Below are 14,576 nucleotides of genomic sequence, written 5' to 3'. Positions count from 1 at the left end.
CGCCCCGAGGCGGGGCCGGCGGAGCGGGCCGTTCACACGAACGGGGTGGGGGCGACTCCCGCGTCGATGAGCGCGGCCCGCACCAGGGCGGCGGACGCGACCGCGCCCGGGGTGTCCCCGTGCAGGCAGATCGATTCGACCGGGCAGGGGACGACAGTGCCGTCGACCGCGACCACGGTCCGCTCGGTGGCCATCCGGACGGCCCGCTCGGCCACCTGCTCGGGGTCGGTGACCAGCGCGCCGAGGGCGGTGCGGGGCACCAGCGTGCCGTTGGGCAGGTAGCCCCGGTCGGCGAAGCCCTCGGCGACCACCCGGATGCCCGCCCCGGTGGCGAGCTGGGCGAGCACCGAGCCGGGCGCGCAGAGCACCGGCAGCTCGTGGTCGTAGTCGTTGATCGCGGCGACCAGCGCGGCGGCCTGCGACTCGTCGGCCGCCGCCGCGTGGTAGAGCGCGCCGTGCGGCTTGAGGTACCGGACCCGGATGCGGAACGCCCGGCAGAACGCGTCGAGCGCGCCGAGCTGGTAGGTCACCTCGTCGCGCAGGTCGGCGAAGGCGTACGCGATGTGCCGGCGGCCGAAGCCGGCGAGGTCGCGGTAGCCGACCTGGGCGCCGACGGTGACCCCGCGCTCGGCGGCGGCGGCGCAGACCCGGCGCATGGTGGACGGGTCGCCGCCGTGGAAGCCGCAGGCGACGTTGGCCGAGGTGATCAGGTCCAGCAGCGCCTCGTCGTCGCCGAGCCGCCAGATGCCGAAACCCTCGCCGAGGTCAGCGTTGAGGTCCATGGAACCTCACCGTAGTGCCTGGGCGGGCCTGCGCGAGTCCGGTCACGTCGTCCACCACCCCGACGACCGGGTAGCCGCCGGTGGTCGGGTGGTCGGCGAGGAAGATCAGCGGCTGGCCGTCGGCGGGCACCTGCACCGCGCCCAGCACGACGCCCTCGCTGGGCAGTTCCCCGGCCACCGCGCGGGGCAGGGGTGCGCCGACCAGTCGCGCGCCGACCCGGTTGCTCACCGCGCTCACCGTGTACGCCGTGCCGTACAACAGGTCGAACGCGGCCGGGGTGAACCATTCGTCGCGGGGGCCGGGGCGCAGCCCGAGCAGCAGCTCGGCCAGGGCCGGACGGCCGACGGTGCCGTCCACCGGCGCGGGGTCGCCGGGCGGGGCACCGAGCGGCAGGGTGTCGCCGTCGCGCAGCGGGGGCGGCCCGAGGCCGGAGAGGGTGTCGGTGGACCGGCTGCCGAGCACCGGTGCGACGGCGATCCCACCGGCCACCGCGAGCCAGCTCCGCAGTCCGGTGCGGGCCGGGCCGACCCGCACCACCGCCCCGGCCGGGACCGCGAGGGGCCGGCCGACGTCGCCGGGCCGGTCGCCGACCCAAACGTCGACGTCTGCGCCGGTGATCGCGACCGTCCCGGCCCGGGTCAGCCGCAGCGTGCAGCCGGTCAGGGTGATCTCCAGGCCGGCGGCGGCCTCCGGGTTGCCGACGAGGCGGTTGGCCAGCCGCAGCGCCGCCGGATCGAGCGCCCCGGACCGGGGTACGCCGAGGTGCGCCCAGCCGGGCCGCCCCTGGTCCTGCACGGTGGTGAGCGCGCCGGCCCGGAGCACCTCGATCCGGCCGGCCGGTTCGTCGCCGGCCGGGGCGGCGGGTCGGGCGGCGGGTCGGGCGGCGGGTCGGGCGGCGGGTCGGGCGGTCACCTGGCCGCCAGGCGGACCCGGGTGCCCGGGGTGAGCCGGGCCGGCGGGTCGGCGCGCACGTCGAACAGGGTCAGGTCGGTCCGGCCGACGAGCAGCCAGCCGCCGGGCGACGCGCCGGGATAGATCCCGGCGTACGGGCCGGCCAGGGCTACCGAGCCGGCCGGCACCCGGGGCCGGGGCGTCGGCAGCCGGGGGACGGCCCATTCCGCCGGCAGCCCGGTCAGGTACGCGAACCCGGGCGCGAACCCGCAGAAGGCGACCCGGAACTCGGTGCCGGTGAGCCGGGCGACCACCTCGGGCACGTCCACCCCCCAGTGGCCGGCGACGGCGGGCAGGTCCGCACCGTCGTACCCGACGGGGACCTCAGCCTCGTCGACGGGCGCGGCGGCGTCGGCGGGCCGGGGCGTCCAGCCGGCGACGAGCGTGGCGGCCCGGGCCTGGTCGGGCACCCCGTCGAGCAGCACGGTACGGGCCGCCGGGACGATCTCGACGGCGGTCAGCTCGCCGGCTGCCCGGCGGCGCCACAGCTCGGCGCGCCATGCCTCGACCTGGTCGGGGCCGTCACAGTCGAGCAGCAGGGCGTTCGTGCCGACGGGTCGGATCCGCATCCCGTCATGATTCCCGATCCGGCGGACGGCCAGGGGCGTCGGACCCCTCGGTCTCGTGACCCGAGACACTACTTGCAGGTAACCTACGGTGCCGTAACCTAATGGTGTGACGACCTCCGCCCCGCTTCGACTCAAGCCGGTCGACATCGGAAAGCCCCGGATGCGGGGCTGGCTGCACGCCTACGCGTTCTTCGTCGCACTCGTCTGCGGCATCGTGCTCTGTTCCGTCGCGGCCAGTCGGCCCGGCTGGGCTCCGCTGGTGAGCTGCCTGATCTACAGCCTGACCGTGTGCGGGCTCTTCGGCACCAGCGCGCTCTACCACCGTCGGGTGTGGTCGGAACGCGGGTACCAGATCATGCGCCGGATGGACCACTCGATGATCTTCGTGTTCATCGCCGGCACGTACACGCCGCTCTGCGTACTGCTGCTGGACGCCCGGCACGCGACCACCATGCTCGCCCTGGTCTGGGGCGGCGCGCTGGGCGGGGTGGCGGTGAAACTGATCTGGCCGCACGCCCCGCGCTGGGTCTCCGCCCCGCTCTACCTGGCGCTCGGTTGGGTCGCGGTGGCGATGCTGCCGCAGATCCTGCACTCCGGTGGGGTGACCGCGCTGGTGCTGCTCGCCGTCGGCGGCGCGATCTACAGCGTCGGCGCGGTCTTCTACGCGCTGCGCCGCCCCAACCCGTGGCCCACGGTCTTCGGCCACCACGAGTTCTTCCACGCCTGCACCCTGGTGGCCGCGATCTGCCACCACATCGCGATCTACTTCGCCCTGTTCGCCTGAGCCCCACCACCCGACCCCTGTACGTATCCACCGAGGGCCCCGCACCGTTGCGGGGCCCCGGGGTTCTCGGGTTCTCGGGTGGGTCGCCGGCCGGTGGTCGGCCGGGCCGACAGGGCCGGCAGGCTGTCCTCGGCCAGCCGGCAGGCGGTCGTCGCCGGGCCGGCAGGCGGTCGTTCAGACCGTCCGGCGCGGGCGGCGCACCTCGCGGTACTCCTGCACCACCGGCTCGCCCTGCACCGGCACGACCCGGTCGGCCACGACCCGGTTCTCCCGCACCGGGGTGGCCACCATGGTGCGGCGGCCCCGGTTCCAGAAGTAGAGGGTGGTGAGCAGGCTGACGACCCCGGTGAGCATCAGCACCCAGCCGACGACGCCGAGGTTGAGCCACCCCAGGTCGGCCTGCACGGCGAACGCGAAGATCGCACCCAGTGCGATGAGGAAGATGCTGGCACCAATGCCCATTTTGTCGCCTCCTTGGCTGTCAGCTGGCGCTGCTACCCGCCGCGGCCATGGATGAGGTTGCGGCACCCATCGACATACCCCGGCACTCCGCTCGCCAATCGGGCAAGCTGGGTCCATGACGGACGCCGGGGGTACGGAACGGACGCTGGTGCTGCTAAGGCACGCCAAGGCGGAACCGCCGGGCGACGACAGGGACGCCGATCGGCGGCTGACCGCGCGGGGCGACGCCGACGCCGCCGCAGCCGGCGCCTGGCTGGCCCGGCACGGCCTGCTGCCCGACGTGGTGTTCTGTTCGACCGCGAGACGCACCCGGGAGACCTGGCACGGGGTGGCGCTGGGCATGACCGGCTCGCCGGACGAGACCGGGCCCGCCGGTTCCTCCCCGGCGGTGCGCTACGAGCCCGGCGTGTACGAGGCAGGCCCGGCGGAGCTGCTGGCCCTGGTCCGGTCGGCACCGCCAGGGGCGACGACGGTGCTGCTGGTCGCCCACAACCCGGGTGTCTCGCTGCTCTCGGCGCTCCTCGACCCGGAGCGGGCGGACCCGCAGGGCATGCGTACCGCCGACCTCGTGGTGCACCGCACCCGGTTCCCCTGGGCCGACCTGCGCCAAGCCGACATCACCGCCCGCCACACCGCACGGGGCTGAGCCCGCGAGGCGGGCCCCTCTGGACGCGGTCCACGGACCCGACACTTCCTCAACGCCCGACAAAACCACGCCCGGGCGGCGGCAACAGGACGGGTACGCGTGGCAGGGGCCCCGGTGCGACCAGGGCCCCTGCTCACGGGCTCACTCAGGACGGCGGCGCCGTGGGCGGAGGCGGGTCGGGCGGAGGCGGCATCATCGCGGTCGGATGCGACAGCCGGTTCTCCTCCACGATCAGGGTGCGCGCCCGCTTGCGCCGGTCCTGCCAGAACCAGAGCGTGGTGAGCAGCACGGCCAACCCGGCCAGGATGAACACCCAGCCGACCGCGCGCAGGTCCACCCACCAGACGTTCGCCCGGATGGCGAAGGTCAGGATCGCGCCGATGGCGATCAGGAAGATTCCGCTACCAATGCCCATGTGCGCTGCACCCCCACGTGCGGTGGCTCTGGGCGTTCACTGACGACGTCCGCGCCCCGGTTACCCGCCCGCGCCGGCAACTACCCGCCCCAAGCCCCCCGATAGCGACACAATCCACGCACCCCGACCCAACACCGCCCCCGCCCCACGGCCCGGGGGCCGTCCCGAACCAGGCGCCGGCACTTTCACGGAATTTGTGGCCTCCCGGCGCGGGACAGCCCCTCATTCCGTGAAAGTGCCGGCGTAAACCCGGGGGGTGGGGTGGGTTAGAAGGACTCCTCCGGGAGGTCCATTACGTCAAGGTCGGTGTTCTCGATGATGCGCCGGTCCGCGCCGAGGCGGGGCAGCACCTCGCGGGCGAAGAACTTCGCGGCGCCCACCTTGCCGGTGTAGAACGCCTTGTCCGCGGCGGACAGCTCACCGTTCAGGGCGCGCAGGGCCACGTCGGCCTGCCGCTGGAGCAGCCAGCCGACGACCAGGTCGCCGATCGCCAGCAGGAACCGCCGGCTGCTCAGGCCGACCTTGTAGAGCGCGCGGGAGTCGCCGGCCTGCGCCTCGCCCAGCCAGCCGGTGAGCACGCCGAGGATGCTCTGGATCTCGGCGAGCGCCTTGCCGAGCGCCTGCCGCTCCTGCTTGAGCTGGCCGTTGCCGCCCTCGGAGGTGATGAACTCCTGGATCTCGGTGGCCACCGTCATCAGGGCCTTGCCGTTGTCCCGGACGATCTTCCGGAAGATCAGGTCGAGGCTCTGGATCGCCGTGGTGCCCTCGTACAGGGTGTCGATCTTGGCGTCCCGGACGTACTGCTCCAGCGGGTAGTCCTGGAGGAAGCCGGAGCCGCCGAACGTCTGGAGCGACTCGTGGCCGAGCATCTCGTACGCCCGCTCCGAGCCGACGCCCTTGACCAGCGGCAGCAGCAGGTCGTTGACCCGCTTGGCGATCTTCGTCGCCTTCTCGTCGCCGGCCGCCTCGGCGATGGCGACCTGGTCCTGCCAGGTGGCGGTGTAGCAGACCAGGGCGCGCAGGCCCTCGGCGTACGACTTCTGCAGCATCAGCGAGCGGCGCACGTCCGGGTGGTGGGTGATGGTGACCCGGGGCGCGGTCTTGTCGGCCTGCTGGATCAGGTCGGCGCCCTGCACACGGTTCTTCGCGTACTCCAGGGCGTTGAGGTAGCCGGTGGAGAGGGTGGCGATCGCCTTGGTGCCGACCATCATCCGGGCGTACTCGATGATCATGAACATCTGCCGGATGCCGTCGTGCTTGTCGCCCAGCAGCCAGCCCTTCGCCGGCACGCCGTGCTCACCGAAGGTCATCTCGCAGGTGTTGGAGACCCTGATGCCCATCTTGTGCTCGACGTTGGTGGCGTAGACGCCGTTGCGCTCGCCCAGTTCGCCGGTCTCCTCGTCGAAGTGGTACTTCGGGACGACGAACAGCGACAGCCCCTTGGTGCCCGGGCCGCCGACGCCCTCTACGCCGACCGGGCGGGCCAGCACGTAGTGCACGATGTTGTCGGTCAGGTCGTGCTCGCCGGAGGTGATGAAGCGCTTCACGCCCTCGATGTGCCACGAGCCGTCCGGCTGCTGGACGGCGCGGGCGCGACCGGCGCCGACGTCCGAGCCCGCGTCCGGCTCGGTGAGCACCATGGTGGAGGCCCACTGCTTCTCGACGAAGAGCTTGGCCCACTTCCGCTGCCGCTCGTTGCCCTCGACGTGCACCACGTGCGCGAAGGAGGGGCCGGAGGAGTACATCCAGACCGGGGCGTTCGCGCCGAGCACCAGCTCGGCGAGCGACCACCACAGGGCGCGCGGGGCGTTGGTGCCGTCCAGCTCCGGCGGGAGGTCCAGCCGCCAGAACTCCGAGTCCATGAACGCCTGGTACGACTTCTTGAACGACTCCGGCAGCGGGGCAGTGTGCGTGGCCGGGTCGAAGACCGGCGGGTTCCGGTCACTGTCCGTGTAGCTGGCGGCCAGGTCCTCGCGGGCGAGGCGGTCCACCTCGGCGAGGACGCTGCGCGCGGTGTCGACGTCGAGATCCGAGTACGGCTCCTGGCCGAACGCCCGGTCCGCCCCGAAGACCTCGAACAGGTTGAACTCGAGGTCCCGAAGGTTGCTCTTGTAGTGGGTCATGCTCGCTGGCCCCGCTTCCGGACAGGTGCTACCGATCAGTAACTCCGAACTGTATTACTCGTCGGTAGGCAGCGACAAGCCGATCGTGGAAGTGACAGCGATTACACACCCGCGTTCCGGGGCTCGCCGGGCCACCGAAGCAGCAGGCCAGCGGCCATGGAGCCGCCGCCGTCCGGAGCCGGATGACGAAATCGTGCCCAATCTTGGAAGCAGCGGGCTCAACCGTGCCGCGACACACACATCTTCCAGGAAACAACATGATTCCGACACGGGGCGTCTCGTCAGCTCTCGGCGGCGCCGACCTCCCAGCTCGGCACCGGGGCGGTCGCCGCGCTGCTCGGGCCCGCGTACTCCATCAGGACCAGGGCGATGTCGTCGTCGAGCCGGCCGTGCACCCACTCGACCAGGGCGGTCTCCAGCGAGGCCAGCCCGTCGCCGACCGTGCCGTGGCCGAGCAGCCGCCAGGCCCGGTCGGCGGTCGGGAAGAACTCGCCGTCCCGACGGGCCTCGCCGAGACCGTCGGTGAACAGCAGCAGGCGGTCGCCTGGCTCCAGCCGCTCGACCCGGGGCCGGACGACCGGCATGAAGCCCAGCGGCGGGGCGGGGGCCGGCGGTTCGAGGGGGATCACCGCGCCCCGGCGCAGCAGCAGCGGTGCCGGGTGTCCGCAGTTGACGATGGTGAGCGTGCCGCCCCGCTCCTCGACCAGCGCAGCGGTGACGAAGTCCTCGTCGCCGACGTTGCGGGCCACCGCCCGGTCCAGGTCGGCCACCACCGCCCGCAGGTCGGCCCGCTCGTACGCCACGTGCCGGTACGAGCCGAGCACGATGCTGGCCAGCCGGACGGCGTCCAGCCCTTTGCCCCGGACATCGCCGATGATCATGCGGACGCCGTACGGGGTGTCGATCGCCTCGTACAGGTCGCCGCCGATCTCGGCGGTGGCGGTGGACGAGATGTAGCGCCCGGCCACCGCCAGGGTGCCCACCTGCGGGCCGAGCGGACGCAGCACCGCCTGCTGGGCCACCGCCGCCAGCTTGGACAGCTCGGCGATCTGCTCGGCCTGCCGCTCCCGGACGCCGGCCACCACACCCGCGATGGCGGTGGCCAACGCGATGCCGGCCACGTTGACCGCGGTCACCAGCGACGTCGTCGGCTCCATCAGGGCGAAGGTCGACCCGATCGCGGTGGCGGCGGCGCCCACCCCGAGCACCACCCGCCAGGAGGCGAGCGCGGCGGCGAGGAAGGGCGCGGCGACCATCAGGGCGATGTAGTGCGCCGGACGCCCGTCCGCCAGCTCCACCGCGGAGATGATCGCGAGCAGGGCAAGGGCCGCGCCGAGGCCGGCGCGGGATCCGGGGCTCAGCGGGCCTCGGCCCGACTGAAAGGCATGCGTGCGTACGAGGGACAGCATGCCTGATCGACGTGGACCGGTGAATGAACCTGGCCCGTCGTCCGAGGATGTTCTGCCCGGCCGGTCTGTGGCGTCGGACCGACGGGCGACGGGTACCTTGCCCACCGCCAGGGCCGCCGAGTCAGCCCAGGACCTCGTACTTCACCGTGAGCGCGCCGACGTCGACGGAGGTAATGGTGGCGAACGCGGCCCGGGACAGGTCGATGCAGCGGCCCTCGATGAACGGGCCACGGTCGTTGATCCGCACGGTGACCGACTTGCCGTTCGCCGGGTTGGTCACCCGGACCTTGGTGTCGAACGGCAGGGTCTTGTGCGCGGCGGTCAGCTCGTCGGGGTTGAAGTTCTCCCCGTTGGCCGTGAGCTGGCCCTCGTCGTAGAAGGACGCGCCGCAGGAGCCGCTGTCGACGACGGTGCTGGTCGGGGCCGGCTTCTTCGTCGTGGCGGCCGGCTTCGGCGCGGCGGTGCGGGCCTTGCTCCGCGACGCGGCCTGGGTCCGGGTCGCCTTCGGGCTGGCGGTGACCGTGGGCGAGGGGCTGGCGCTGGGCGGCAGGCCCGCGCTCGGCGAGGCCGGCACGGTGGGGCTGCTCGCCGGGGCGTCGACGAGGGCCGGCGCGGAGTCCGCCGGTTCGCCGGAGGCGAGCTGGACGGCGCCGACGGTCCCACCGACGACGAGCGCGACGCCGACAGCGGCGGTGGCCGCGATGCCGGCCGGCGAGGTGAACATGCGGATACGGGAGTGCCTACCAGCCACCGGGCCCGTCCTTTCGTCGTCGCTGAACAAACCGGCCCGGACCGTAACGAGAGAAGCACTTCCGAAGTCAACGTGGTCATGGTGCTATGCACGCATTTGCTCGCATACGTGTAGCCGATCATCCGAGGCGAGGGGGCCCACTCGGCCCCGAACCCGTCCGGCCCCGAACCCGTCCGGCCCCGAACCCGTCCGCCGCCGGGCCCGGCCGGTGCCGCACGGGTCGCCGGGATGTCGCAGGATGGGCGGCATGCCCGCTGAGCTGAGCGAACGCCTCGTCGAGCTGTTCCGGTGGATCGATCCCGGCCCGGGGAGCACCCACCTGGTCAGCGACGTCTCCGGCTGGTGGCGGGACCCGGCGGTCCTGGCGGAGCTCGGGCCGGCCCTGGTCGCGCCGTTCCGGGCCGCCCGGCCGACCGTGGTGCTCGCCCCGGCCATCACCGGGCTGCTGCTCGGCCCGCTCGCCGCCACCGCACTCGGGGTGGGCTTCGTGCCGGCGTACAAGGCCGGGGACGGGCGGCTGCCCGCCGGGGCGACCACCTGGGCGCAGAGCCCGCCCGACTTCCGGGGCCGCCGGGTCGAGCTCGGCGTCCGGGACCGGCACCTGGGCCCCGGGGACCGGGTGCTGGTGGTCGACGACTGGGTGGCCACCGGCGCCCAGCTCCACGCCCTGTACGAGATCTGCGCGACCCGGGGGGCCGAGGTCCTCGGCACGTCCGCGGTGGTCGCCGACTGCCCGCCCGCCCTCGCCACCGAGCTGCGGGTACGCGGCCTGCTCGACGCCGCCCGGCTGGGCTGAGCGGCGACTGTGCGCCGGGCAGCTCAGCCGAGCGCCGAGGCCAGACGGTGGTGAAATCGGGCGGCGGTCGGCGGCGGGCCCGCGTAGCCTCGGCAGGATGTGGCCTCGCATCGGTGGACTGCGTTCCCTCGCCCTCGGCACCCCCGGCGAGCAGCGGGCCCGACTCAACGCCCTGGTGCTCGCCGGGGTCAAGACGGCGACCGCCGGCCTGATCGACGAGTACGCCGAGGAGGGCGAGGAAATGGAGCGGGCCGGCGAGCGGCTGGCCCTCGTGGACGACCACGACGCGCTGATCGGGGTCGTCGAGGTGACCGGCGTCGAGGTGGTCCGCTTCGCCGACGTCCCCTGGGACTTCGCCCATTCGGAGGGGGAGGGCGACCGGTCCATCGAGGAGTGGCGGGCCGGGCACGCCGCCTACTGGGCCCGGGTCGGCACCCCCGTCACCGACGACACCCAGGTCGCCTGCATCCGGTTCCGGCTCGTCTCGACCGAGGGCGGCACCGCCACCTGACGCGCGGGCGGTCAGGCGGGGGCGAGGCGGCGCAGCTCGGGCAGCAGGCGGGTGGCCGCGTCCACCAGGACGGCCTCGTCGCCCGCGTACCAGCTACTGGCCCGCGGCCAGTGCGTGACCACGTCGGTGAAGCCCAACGCGGCGGCCCGCCCGACCTGCTGGGCGAAGAAGTCCGCGCTGCTCAGCGAGAAGACCGGGGCGGAGTCGAGGGAGAGGTAGCGGTCCAGCGTGGCCGGGTCGCGGCCGGCCTCGGCCAGCGTCCGGTCCATCCGGGCGGCGAGGTCGGACACGGTCCCCCACCACGCCTCCAGGTCGTCGCCGCCCTCGCCGGTGGTCACCCAGCCCTCCCCGAACCGGGCCACCAGCCGCATCGAGCGGGGGCCGTTGGCGGCCATCACGAACGGCACCCGGGGACGCTGCACGCAGCCGGGATTGTTCCGGGCGTCCACGGCGGCGAACCACTCGCCGCGCCACGTCGTCCCGTCCTCCCGCAGGATCAGGTCGAGCAGCTCGGTGAACTCGGCGAGCCGGTCGACGCGCTGGCGCGGCGGCAACGTCTCGCCGCCCAGCACGGCCGAGTCGAAGCCGATGCCACCCGCGCCGAGACCGAGCAGGAACCGGCCGGCGGAGACGTCGTCGACGGCGGTGACCTGCCGGGCGAACGCCGCCGGGTGCCGGAAGTTGGGCGAGGCGACCAGGGTGCCGAGCCGGATCCGGGAGGTCACCGTCGCGGCGGCGGTCAGCGTCGTCATCGAGTCGAACCAGGGCCCGTCGACCAGGTCCCGCCAGCCCAGGTGGTCGTACGTCCAGGCGTGGTCGAAGCCCCACTCCTCCGCCTGCCGCCACCGGCGCTGCGAGTCCGACCAACGCTGGTCCGGGAGGATCACGATGCCAATCCGCATGATCGCCAGCGTACGGCCTGCCGGGTTCCCGACCCGCTCGCCGCCCGGCGCCGACCCTCGTTCCCGGCGCGGCACCGGGCTCAGCCAGCCACCGAGCGAGGCTCAGGCCACGGAGCGAGGGCCGGCGGGCGAGGCTCAGGCCGGTGTGCGTGCCGTCGCGTCCGTCGCGGCCCGGACGAACTCAAGGACCCGGGCCGTCGTGTTGCTCTCCAGCCAGACCGGCCCGCGCCGGATCGGCGGGGCGTCGCTGATCGGCACGTACGCGACATCGGGACGTGGGTAGTAGCGCCGGGTGTGCTCACCGACCGGCAGGACGCCCCGGCCCAGCGCCACCAGGGTCAGCATCTCGGAGAAGGTGTCCCCCGCCGGTCCCTTCGGCACCGGCCGGCCCGACGGGGTGCGCTCGGGGGTGCGGTCCCGCTTGAACTCCGCCGAGGTCACCGCCGGGTACTGCACCACCGGGTGCTCGGCCAACACCTCCAGCGAGACGGACCCGGCGCGGGCCAGGGGATGCCCGGCGGCCACCGCGAGCACCCGGCCCTCCGTGAGCAACGCCGGGCCGCACGCCATCCCGTCGAACGGGTACGAGGCCACGAGCACGTCGACCGAGCCGTCAAGCAGGCTGGCCCGGGAGTTGGCGAGCTGCGCCTCGCGTACCCGCACCTCGCAGTTGGGGTGCCGCTCGCTGAACAGGGCGACGACCCGCAGCAGCACCGACGCCGTCCCCTCACCGAGGAAGGCGACCCGCAGCTGCCCGGTCGTTCCCCGCCCCGCCTCGGCGGCCCGGCGCACCGCCGCCTCCATCCCGTCGACCAGCGGGCGCAGGTCGTCGGCGAGGCGGCGGCCGATCGGGGTCAGGGTCACCACCCGGCTGGTACGTGCGAACAGCGGCGCGCCGATCCGCCGTTCCAGCTTCTTCACCACGTGGCTGACCCGCCCGGTGGTCACCCCCAGCCGCCCGCCGGTACGCCCGAAGTGCAGCTCCTCGGCCAGGGTCAGGAACGTCTCGACCTCGTACCGTTCCAGCATCCGACCCCCACCACGCGGCGACCCGACCACCGTTCGTTGACCGAGGGTAAACGATCGTAGCCCGATCCTGGCTTGGTCGGACGCGCCGTCCGGTCGATCGTTGAGGGCATCACCCGGGGCCCTGCCCCACCCCTGACGACCACGAGGAGTACGCCATGCCCAGCAACTACCTGACCGAACTCGACGCCCCGCTGCGGGAGGTCGGGCAACGCGTCCACGCCGTCGTCGAGGCGGCCCTGCCGGAGGCGACCGGAGCGCTGTGGCACGGCCACCCCGTCTGGGGCCTCGGCGACCGGCCCGGCAGGCAGCCCGTGTGCCTGCTCAAGGCCCAGTCGACGTACGTGACCTTCGGGCTGTGGCGGGGGCAGGACGTCGCCGACCCGTCCGGGCGGCTCGTGCCCGGCGCGCGGCGGATGGCGTCGGTGAAGCTGCGCACCGTCGACGAGGTCGACCCGGCCCTGTTCACCGGCTGGCTGCGCCGGGCGTACGCGCTGGAGGTGGCGGCGTGAGCGCGGTCCGGGTGACCGGCTTCGACCACCTGGTCCTCACCGTCGCCGACGTCGAGCGCTCGCTGGCCTTCTACTGCGGGACGCTCGGACTGGAGCCGGTCCGCGTCGACCAATGGCGGGCCGGTGAGGCCCCCTTCCCGTCGGTGCGGGTCAGCCCGGGGACGATCATCGACCTGGTCCGGGGCCTGAGGGGTGGGTCCAACGTCGACCACTTCTGCCTGGTGGTGGCCCCGCTCGACTGGGCCGAGATGATCGCCTTGGGCACCCTCGACGTCGTCGAGGGGCCGGTGGGGCGGTTCGGGGCGCGGGGCAGCGCCACGTCGGTCTACGTCCGGGACCCGGACGGCAACGTCGTCGAGCTGCGCTGGTACCCGCAGGACGAGCCGGCCGACGGTTATCCGGTGGATCGGGAGCCCGTCGGCCCCTAGGTTCACGGGGTGGGTGATGAAGTCAGGGCGGAGATCCGGCTCGCGGACGGGGCGGACGCGGCGGTGATCGCGCGTATCCATCTGCACTCCCGGGCGGCGACCATGCCGTATCTCCCCCCGCAGAAACGCAGCCCCGAGCAGGTGACCCGTTGGGTCGAAGACGTTCTGCTCAAGGAGTGCCGCATCTGGGTGGCGGTACGGGACGCGGTGGTCCTCGGCTACGCCGCTCTCGGGGGCGACGTGCTCGAACACCTCTATCTGCGGCCGGACGCCCGCCGTCAGGGCATCGGCACGCTGCTGCTCGACGAAGTCAGACGGCACAGCCCTCACGGGGTGTCGCTGCACGTCTTCCAGCAGAACACCGACGCCCGCGCCTTCTACGAGCGGCACGGCTTCACGGTCCTGGGCACCAGCGACGGCAGCCAGAACATGGAGCACCTGCCCGACATGACCCTCTGCTGGACTCCGAGCGACGCGGCGGGATGACGGCCCGGACCGACTGGCAGGCGTGGCACGAGCCCTACGCCGACGAGGGGTCGCCCCTGTCTCGCCGGCTGCGCCTCGTGCGGCGGGAGATCGCCGCGTGGCTGGACGAGCGCCCCGGCGAGAGGCTGACGGCGGTCAGCGTCTGCGCAGGCCAGGGGCACGACCTCGTCGGCGTGCTCGCCGGGCGGGCCGACGCGCACCGGGTCCGCGCGACGCTGCTGGAGTACGACGCGGGCAACGTGACCGCCGCCCGGGATGCCGCCGGCCGGGCCGCCCTCACGAACGTCGCCGTCGAGCGGGCGGACGCGGGGCGGCTCTCGTCGTACGCGGGGGCGGTGCCCGCCGACCTGGTGCTCCTGGCCGGGGTGTTCGGGAACGTCACCGACCATGACGTACGCCGGACCGTGGCCGCCCTGCCGCAGCTCTGCGCGGCGGGTGCCACGGTGATCTGGACGCGGACCCGGCGCGCCCCCGACCTGACTCCGGCGCTGCGTGGCTGGCTGCGCGACGCCGGCTTCGTGGAACGGGCGTTCCACGCGCCGGAGGGTGTGCTCTTCGCCGTCGGCGTGCACCGGTTCGCCGGCACGCCACGCCCGCTGGACGCCTCCGGGGAACTGTTCACGTTCGTCCGCTAGCTGACAGCTACCGGTCTGGCCATCAGACCGCAGCCGTTAGAGCCTGTGTCGAAGTCGGCCTACCTCGACTCGGCTCGGCGCTGTTGGCTCGGCGTGGGTGAGAGCGGGGTGGGGTTTCCCCGGGACCCGCCCGCTCCGGGCGTTCAGGCTTGCCCCCTGCGCGGGCGGGCCCCGACGTGTGGGCCCGCACGAGCGCACACGATCGCGCTGGACCGCGCTGGATCGGGGAACAAGATCGTGCTCGATCAGGGAAAGTGTGGCCTCCTACTCGTAACGAGGCCACACTTTCCGGGATCGAGCACGACCTTGCACGCCTGGCCGATCAACGGCGGTCCCGGGAGGCCGCCCGGCCCCGGAACGCTCCGGGACTGGTAGATCTCCGCTGAT

General features: G+C 73.4%; 18 protein-coding genes. 8 read left to right on the top strand and 10 right to left on the bottom strand.

The annotated features are described in order from the left end of the window. Positions 1 to 32: 32 nt before the first annotated feature. From OG617_RS14530 to OG617_RS14520, 3 genes are read right to left on the bottom strand one after another with little or no spacing between them, the layout of a single operon-like run. Positions 33 to 782, bottom strand: a complete 750-nt coding sequence (locus OG617_RS14530; protein ID WP_405102121.1) for a LamB/YcsF family protein — start codon at positions 780 to 782, stop codon at positions 33 to 35. Next, positions 766 to 1,695, bottom strand: coding sequence for a biotin-dependent carboxyltransferase family protein (locus OG617_RS14525; RefSeq protein WP_405102119.1), 930 nt, complete (start codon positions 1,693 to 1,695; stop codon positions 766 to 768). The genes OG617_RS14530 and OG617_RS14525 overlap by 17 nt, the downstream gene beginning before the upstream one ends. Further along, on the bottom strand, positions 1,692 to 2,303 hold the full coding sequence (locus OG617_RS14520; protein WP_405102117.1) for an allophanate hydrolase subunit 1: 612 nt from the start codon (positions 2,301 to 2,303) through the stop codon (positions 1,692 to 1,694). Before OG617_RS14520 ends, OG617_RS14525 begins: the two co-directional genes overlap by 4 nt. Positions 2,304 to 2,409: 106 nt before the next feature. On the opposite strand from OG617_RS14520, the gene trhA reads away from it, so the two are divergent. Continuing rightward, positions 2,410 to 3,087 (top strand): PAQR family membrane homeostasis protein TrhA, encoded by a 678-nt coding sequence (gene trhA / locus OG617_RS14515; protein WP_396676568.1) that lies wholly within the window; start codon positions 2,410 to 2,412, stop codon positions 3,085 to 3,087. A gap of 174 nt (positions 3,088 to 3,261) precedes the next feature. On the opposite strand, the gene OG617_RS14510 is transcribed toward trhA, so the two are convergent. Then, complete coding sequence (locus OG617_RS14510) at positions 3,262 to 3,549, bottom strand: DUF6458 family protein (RefSeq protein ID WP_405102115.1); 288 nt, start codon at positions 3,547 to 3,549, stop codon at positions 3,262 to 3,264. 115 nt (positions 3,550 to 3,664) lie between these two features. Here OG617_RS14510 and OG617_RS14505 point away from each other — a divergent pair, with 115 nt between their 5' ends. Continuing rightward, entirely contained in the window at positions 3,665 to 4,195 is a 531-nt protein-coding gene (locus OG617_RS14505; RefSeq protein WP_405102113.1) for a SixA phosphatase family protein, read from the top strand. Positions 4,196 to 4,340: 145 nt separating this feature from the next. On the opposite strand, the gene OG617_RS14500 is transcribed toward OG617_RS14505, so the two are convergent. The 4 genes from OG617_RS14500 to OG617_RS14485 all read right to left on the bottom strand — a co-directional run bounded on the left by OG617_RS14500 (position 4,341) and on the right by OG617_RS14485 (position 8,893). Continuing rightward, positions 4,341 to 4,610, bottom strand: a complete 270-nt coding sequence (locus OG617_RS14500) for a DUF6458 family protein (RefSeq protein WP_043961115.1) — start codon at positions 4,608 to 4,610, stop codon at positions 4,341 to 4,343. Positions 4,611 to 4,876: 266 nt separating this feature from the next. Beyond that, positions 4,877 to 6,733: an acyl-CoA dehydrogenase gene (locus OG617_RS14495; RefSeq protein ID WP_405102111.1), complete on the bottom strand. Its 1,857-nt coding sequence runs from the start codon at positions 6,731 to 6,733 to the stop codon at positions 4,877 to 4,879. A gap of 281 nt (positions 6,734 to 7,014) precedes the next feature. Next, positions 7,015 to 8,142, bottom strand: a complete 1,128-nt coding sequence (locus OG617_RS14490; protein WP_405102109.1) for a PP2C family protein-serine/threonine phosphatase — start codon at positions 8,140 to 8,142, stop codon at positions 7,015 to 7,017. Positions 8,143 to 8,263: 121 nt separating this feature from the next. Continuing rightward, the gene (locus tag OG617_RS14485; protein ID WP_405102107.1) at positions 8,264 to 8,893 is read right to left on the bottom strand and encodes a septal ring lytic transglycosylase RlpA family protein; all 630 of its coding nucleotides are present in this window, start codon (positions 8,891 to 8,893) and stop codon (positions 8,264 to 8,266) included. A gap of 247 nt (positions 8,894 to 9,140) precedes the next feature. On the opposite strand from OG617_RS14485, the gene OG617_RS14480 reads away from it, so the two are divergent. Both OG617_RS14480 and OG617_RS14475 read left to right on the top strand, forming a co-directional pair. Next, entirely contained in the window at positions 9,141 to 9,689 is a 549-nt protein-coding gene (locus tag OG617_RS14480; protein ID WP_405102105.1) for a phosphoribosyltransferase family protein, read from the top strand. 97 nt (positions 9,690 to 9,786) lie between these two features. Further along, complete coding sequence (locus OG617_RS14475; RefSeq protein WP_405102103.1) at positions 9,787 to 10,200, top strand: ASCH domain-containing protein; 414 nt, start codon at positions 9,787 to 9,789, stop codon at positions 10,198 to 10,200. A gap of 11 nt (positions 10,201 to 10,211) precedes the next feature. On the opposite strand, the gene OG617_RS14470 is transcribed toward OG617_RS14475, so the two are convergent. After that, positions 10,212 to 11,102, bottom strand: coding sequence for an LLM class flavin-dependent oxidoreductase (locus OG617_RS14470; protein WP_405102101.1), 891 nt, complete (start codon positions 11,100 to 11,102; stop codon positions 10,212 to 10,214). A gap of 135 nt (positions 11,103 to 11,237) precedes the next feature. Beyond that, positions 11,238 to 12,131 carry a LysR family transcriptional regulator gene (locus OG617_RS14465; protein WP_405102099.1) on the bottom strand — a complete coding sequence of 298 codons (894 nt, stop codon included), beginning with the start codon at positions 12,129 to 12,131 and terminating at the stop codon, positions 11,238 to 11,240. A gap of 155 nt (positions 12,132 to 12,286) precedes the next feature. Between OG617_RS14465 and OG617_RS14460 the strand changes: the two genes are divergently transcribed. From OG617_RS14460 to OG617_RS14445, 4 genes are read left to right on the top strand one after another with little or no spacing between them, the layout of a single operon-like run. Continuing rightward, entirely contained in the window at positions 12,287 to 12,640 is a 354-nt protein-coding gene (locus tag OG617_RS14460; protein ID WP_405102097.1) for a DUF1801 domain-containing protein, read from the top strand. Next, positions 12,637 to 13,068, top strand: coding sequence for a VOC family protein (locus OG617_RS14455; RefSeq protein WP_405102095.1), 432 nt, complete (start codon positions 12,637 to 12,639; stop codon positions 13,066 to 13,068). The genes OG617_RS14460 and OG617_RS14455 overlap by 4 nt, the downstream gene beginning before the upstream one ends. A gap of 9 nt (positions 13,069 to 13,077) precedes the next feature. Next, on the top strand, positions 13,078 to 13,554 hold the full coding sequence (locus tag OG617_RS14450) for a GNAT family N-acetyltransferase (RefSeq protein ID WP_405102093.1): 477 nt from the start codon (positions 13,078 to 13,080) through the stop codon (positions 13,552 to 13,554). After that, complete coding sequence (locus OG617_RS14445; RefSeq protein WP_405102091.1) at positions 13,551 to 14,189, top strand: SAM-dependent methyltransferase; 639 nt, start codon at positions 13,551 to 13,553, stop codon at positions 14,187 to 14,189. The genes OG617_RS14450 and OG617_RS14445 overlap by 4 nt, the downstream gene beginning before the upstream one ends. Positions 14,190 to 14,576 lie beyond the last annotated feature (387 nt).

This window comes from Micromonospora sp. NBC_01412 (genome assembly GCF_045040215.1).
Classification (GTDB): domain Bacteria; phylum Actinomycetota; class Actinomycetes; order Mycobacteriales; family Micromonosporaceae; genus Micromonospora; species Micromonospora rubida.
This window is presented reverse-complemented; position numbering and strand designations above follow the sequence as displayed.

What these genes read in the sequence shown, in the direction of transcription:
- OG617_RS14480 (WP_405102105.1), top strand. Translation starts at nt 9,141, where the DNA reads ATGCCCGCTGAGCTGAGCGAACGCCTCGTCGAGCTGTTCCGGTGGATC.
- OG617_RS14520 (WP_405102117.1), bottom strand. Translation starts at nt 2,303, where the DNA reads ATGCGGATCCGACCCGTCGGCACGAACGCCCTGCTGCTCGACTGTGAC.
- OG617_RS14500 (WP_043961115.1), bottom strand. Translation starts at nt 4,610, where the DNA reads ATGGGCATTGGTAGCGGAATCTTCCTGATCGCCATCGGCGCGATCCTG.
- OG617_RS14490 (WP_405102109.1), bottom strand. Translation starts at nt 8,142, where the DNA reads ATGCTGTCCCTCGTACGCACGCATGCCTTTCAGTCGGGCCGAGGCCCG.
- OG617_RS14505 (WP_405102113.1), top strand. Translation starts at nt 3,665, where the DNA reads ATGACGGACGCCGGGGGTACGGAACGGACGCTGGTGCTGCTAAGGCAC.
- OG617_RS14465 (WP_405102099.1), bottom strand. Translation starts at nt 12,131, where the DNA reads ATGCTGGAACGGTACGAGGTCGAGACGTTCCTGACCCTGGCCGAGGAG.
- OG617_RS14475 (WP_405102103.1), top strand. Translation starts at nt 9,787, where the DNA reads ATGTGGCCTCGCATCGGTGGACTGCGTTCCCTCGCCCTCGGCACCCCC.
- OG617_RS14530 (WP_405102121.1), bottom strand. Translation starts at nt 782, where the DNA reads ATGGACCTCAACGCTGACCTCGGCGAGGGTTTCGGCATCTGGCGGCTC.
- OG617_RS14470 (WP_405102101.1), bottom strand. Translation starts at nt 11,102, where the DNA reads ATGCGGATTGGCATCGTGATCCTCCCGGACCAGCGTTGGTCGGACTCG.
- OG617_RS14445 (WP_405102091.1), top strand. Translation starts at nt 13,551, where the DNA reads ATGACGGCCCGGACCGACTGGCAGGCGTGGCACGAGCCCTACGCCGAC.
- OG617_RS14460 (WP_405102097.1), top strand. Translation starts at nt 12,287, where the DNA reads ATGCCCAGCAACTACCTGACCGAACTCGACGCCCCGCTGCGGGAGGTC.
- OG617_RS14510 (WP_405102115.1), bottom strand. Translation starts at nt 3,549, where the DNA reads ATGGGCATTGGTGCCAGCATCTTCCTCATCGCACTGGGTGCGATCTTC.
- OG617_RS14495 (WP_405102111.1), bottom strand. Translation starts at nt 6,733, where the DNA reads ATGACCCACTACAAGAGCAACCTTCGGGACCTCGAGTTCAACCTGTTC.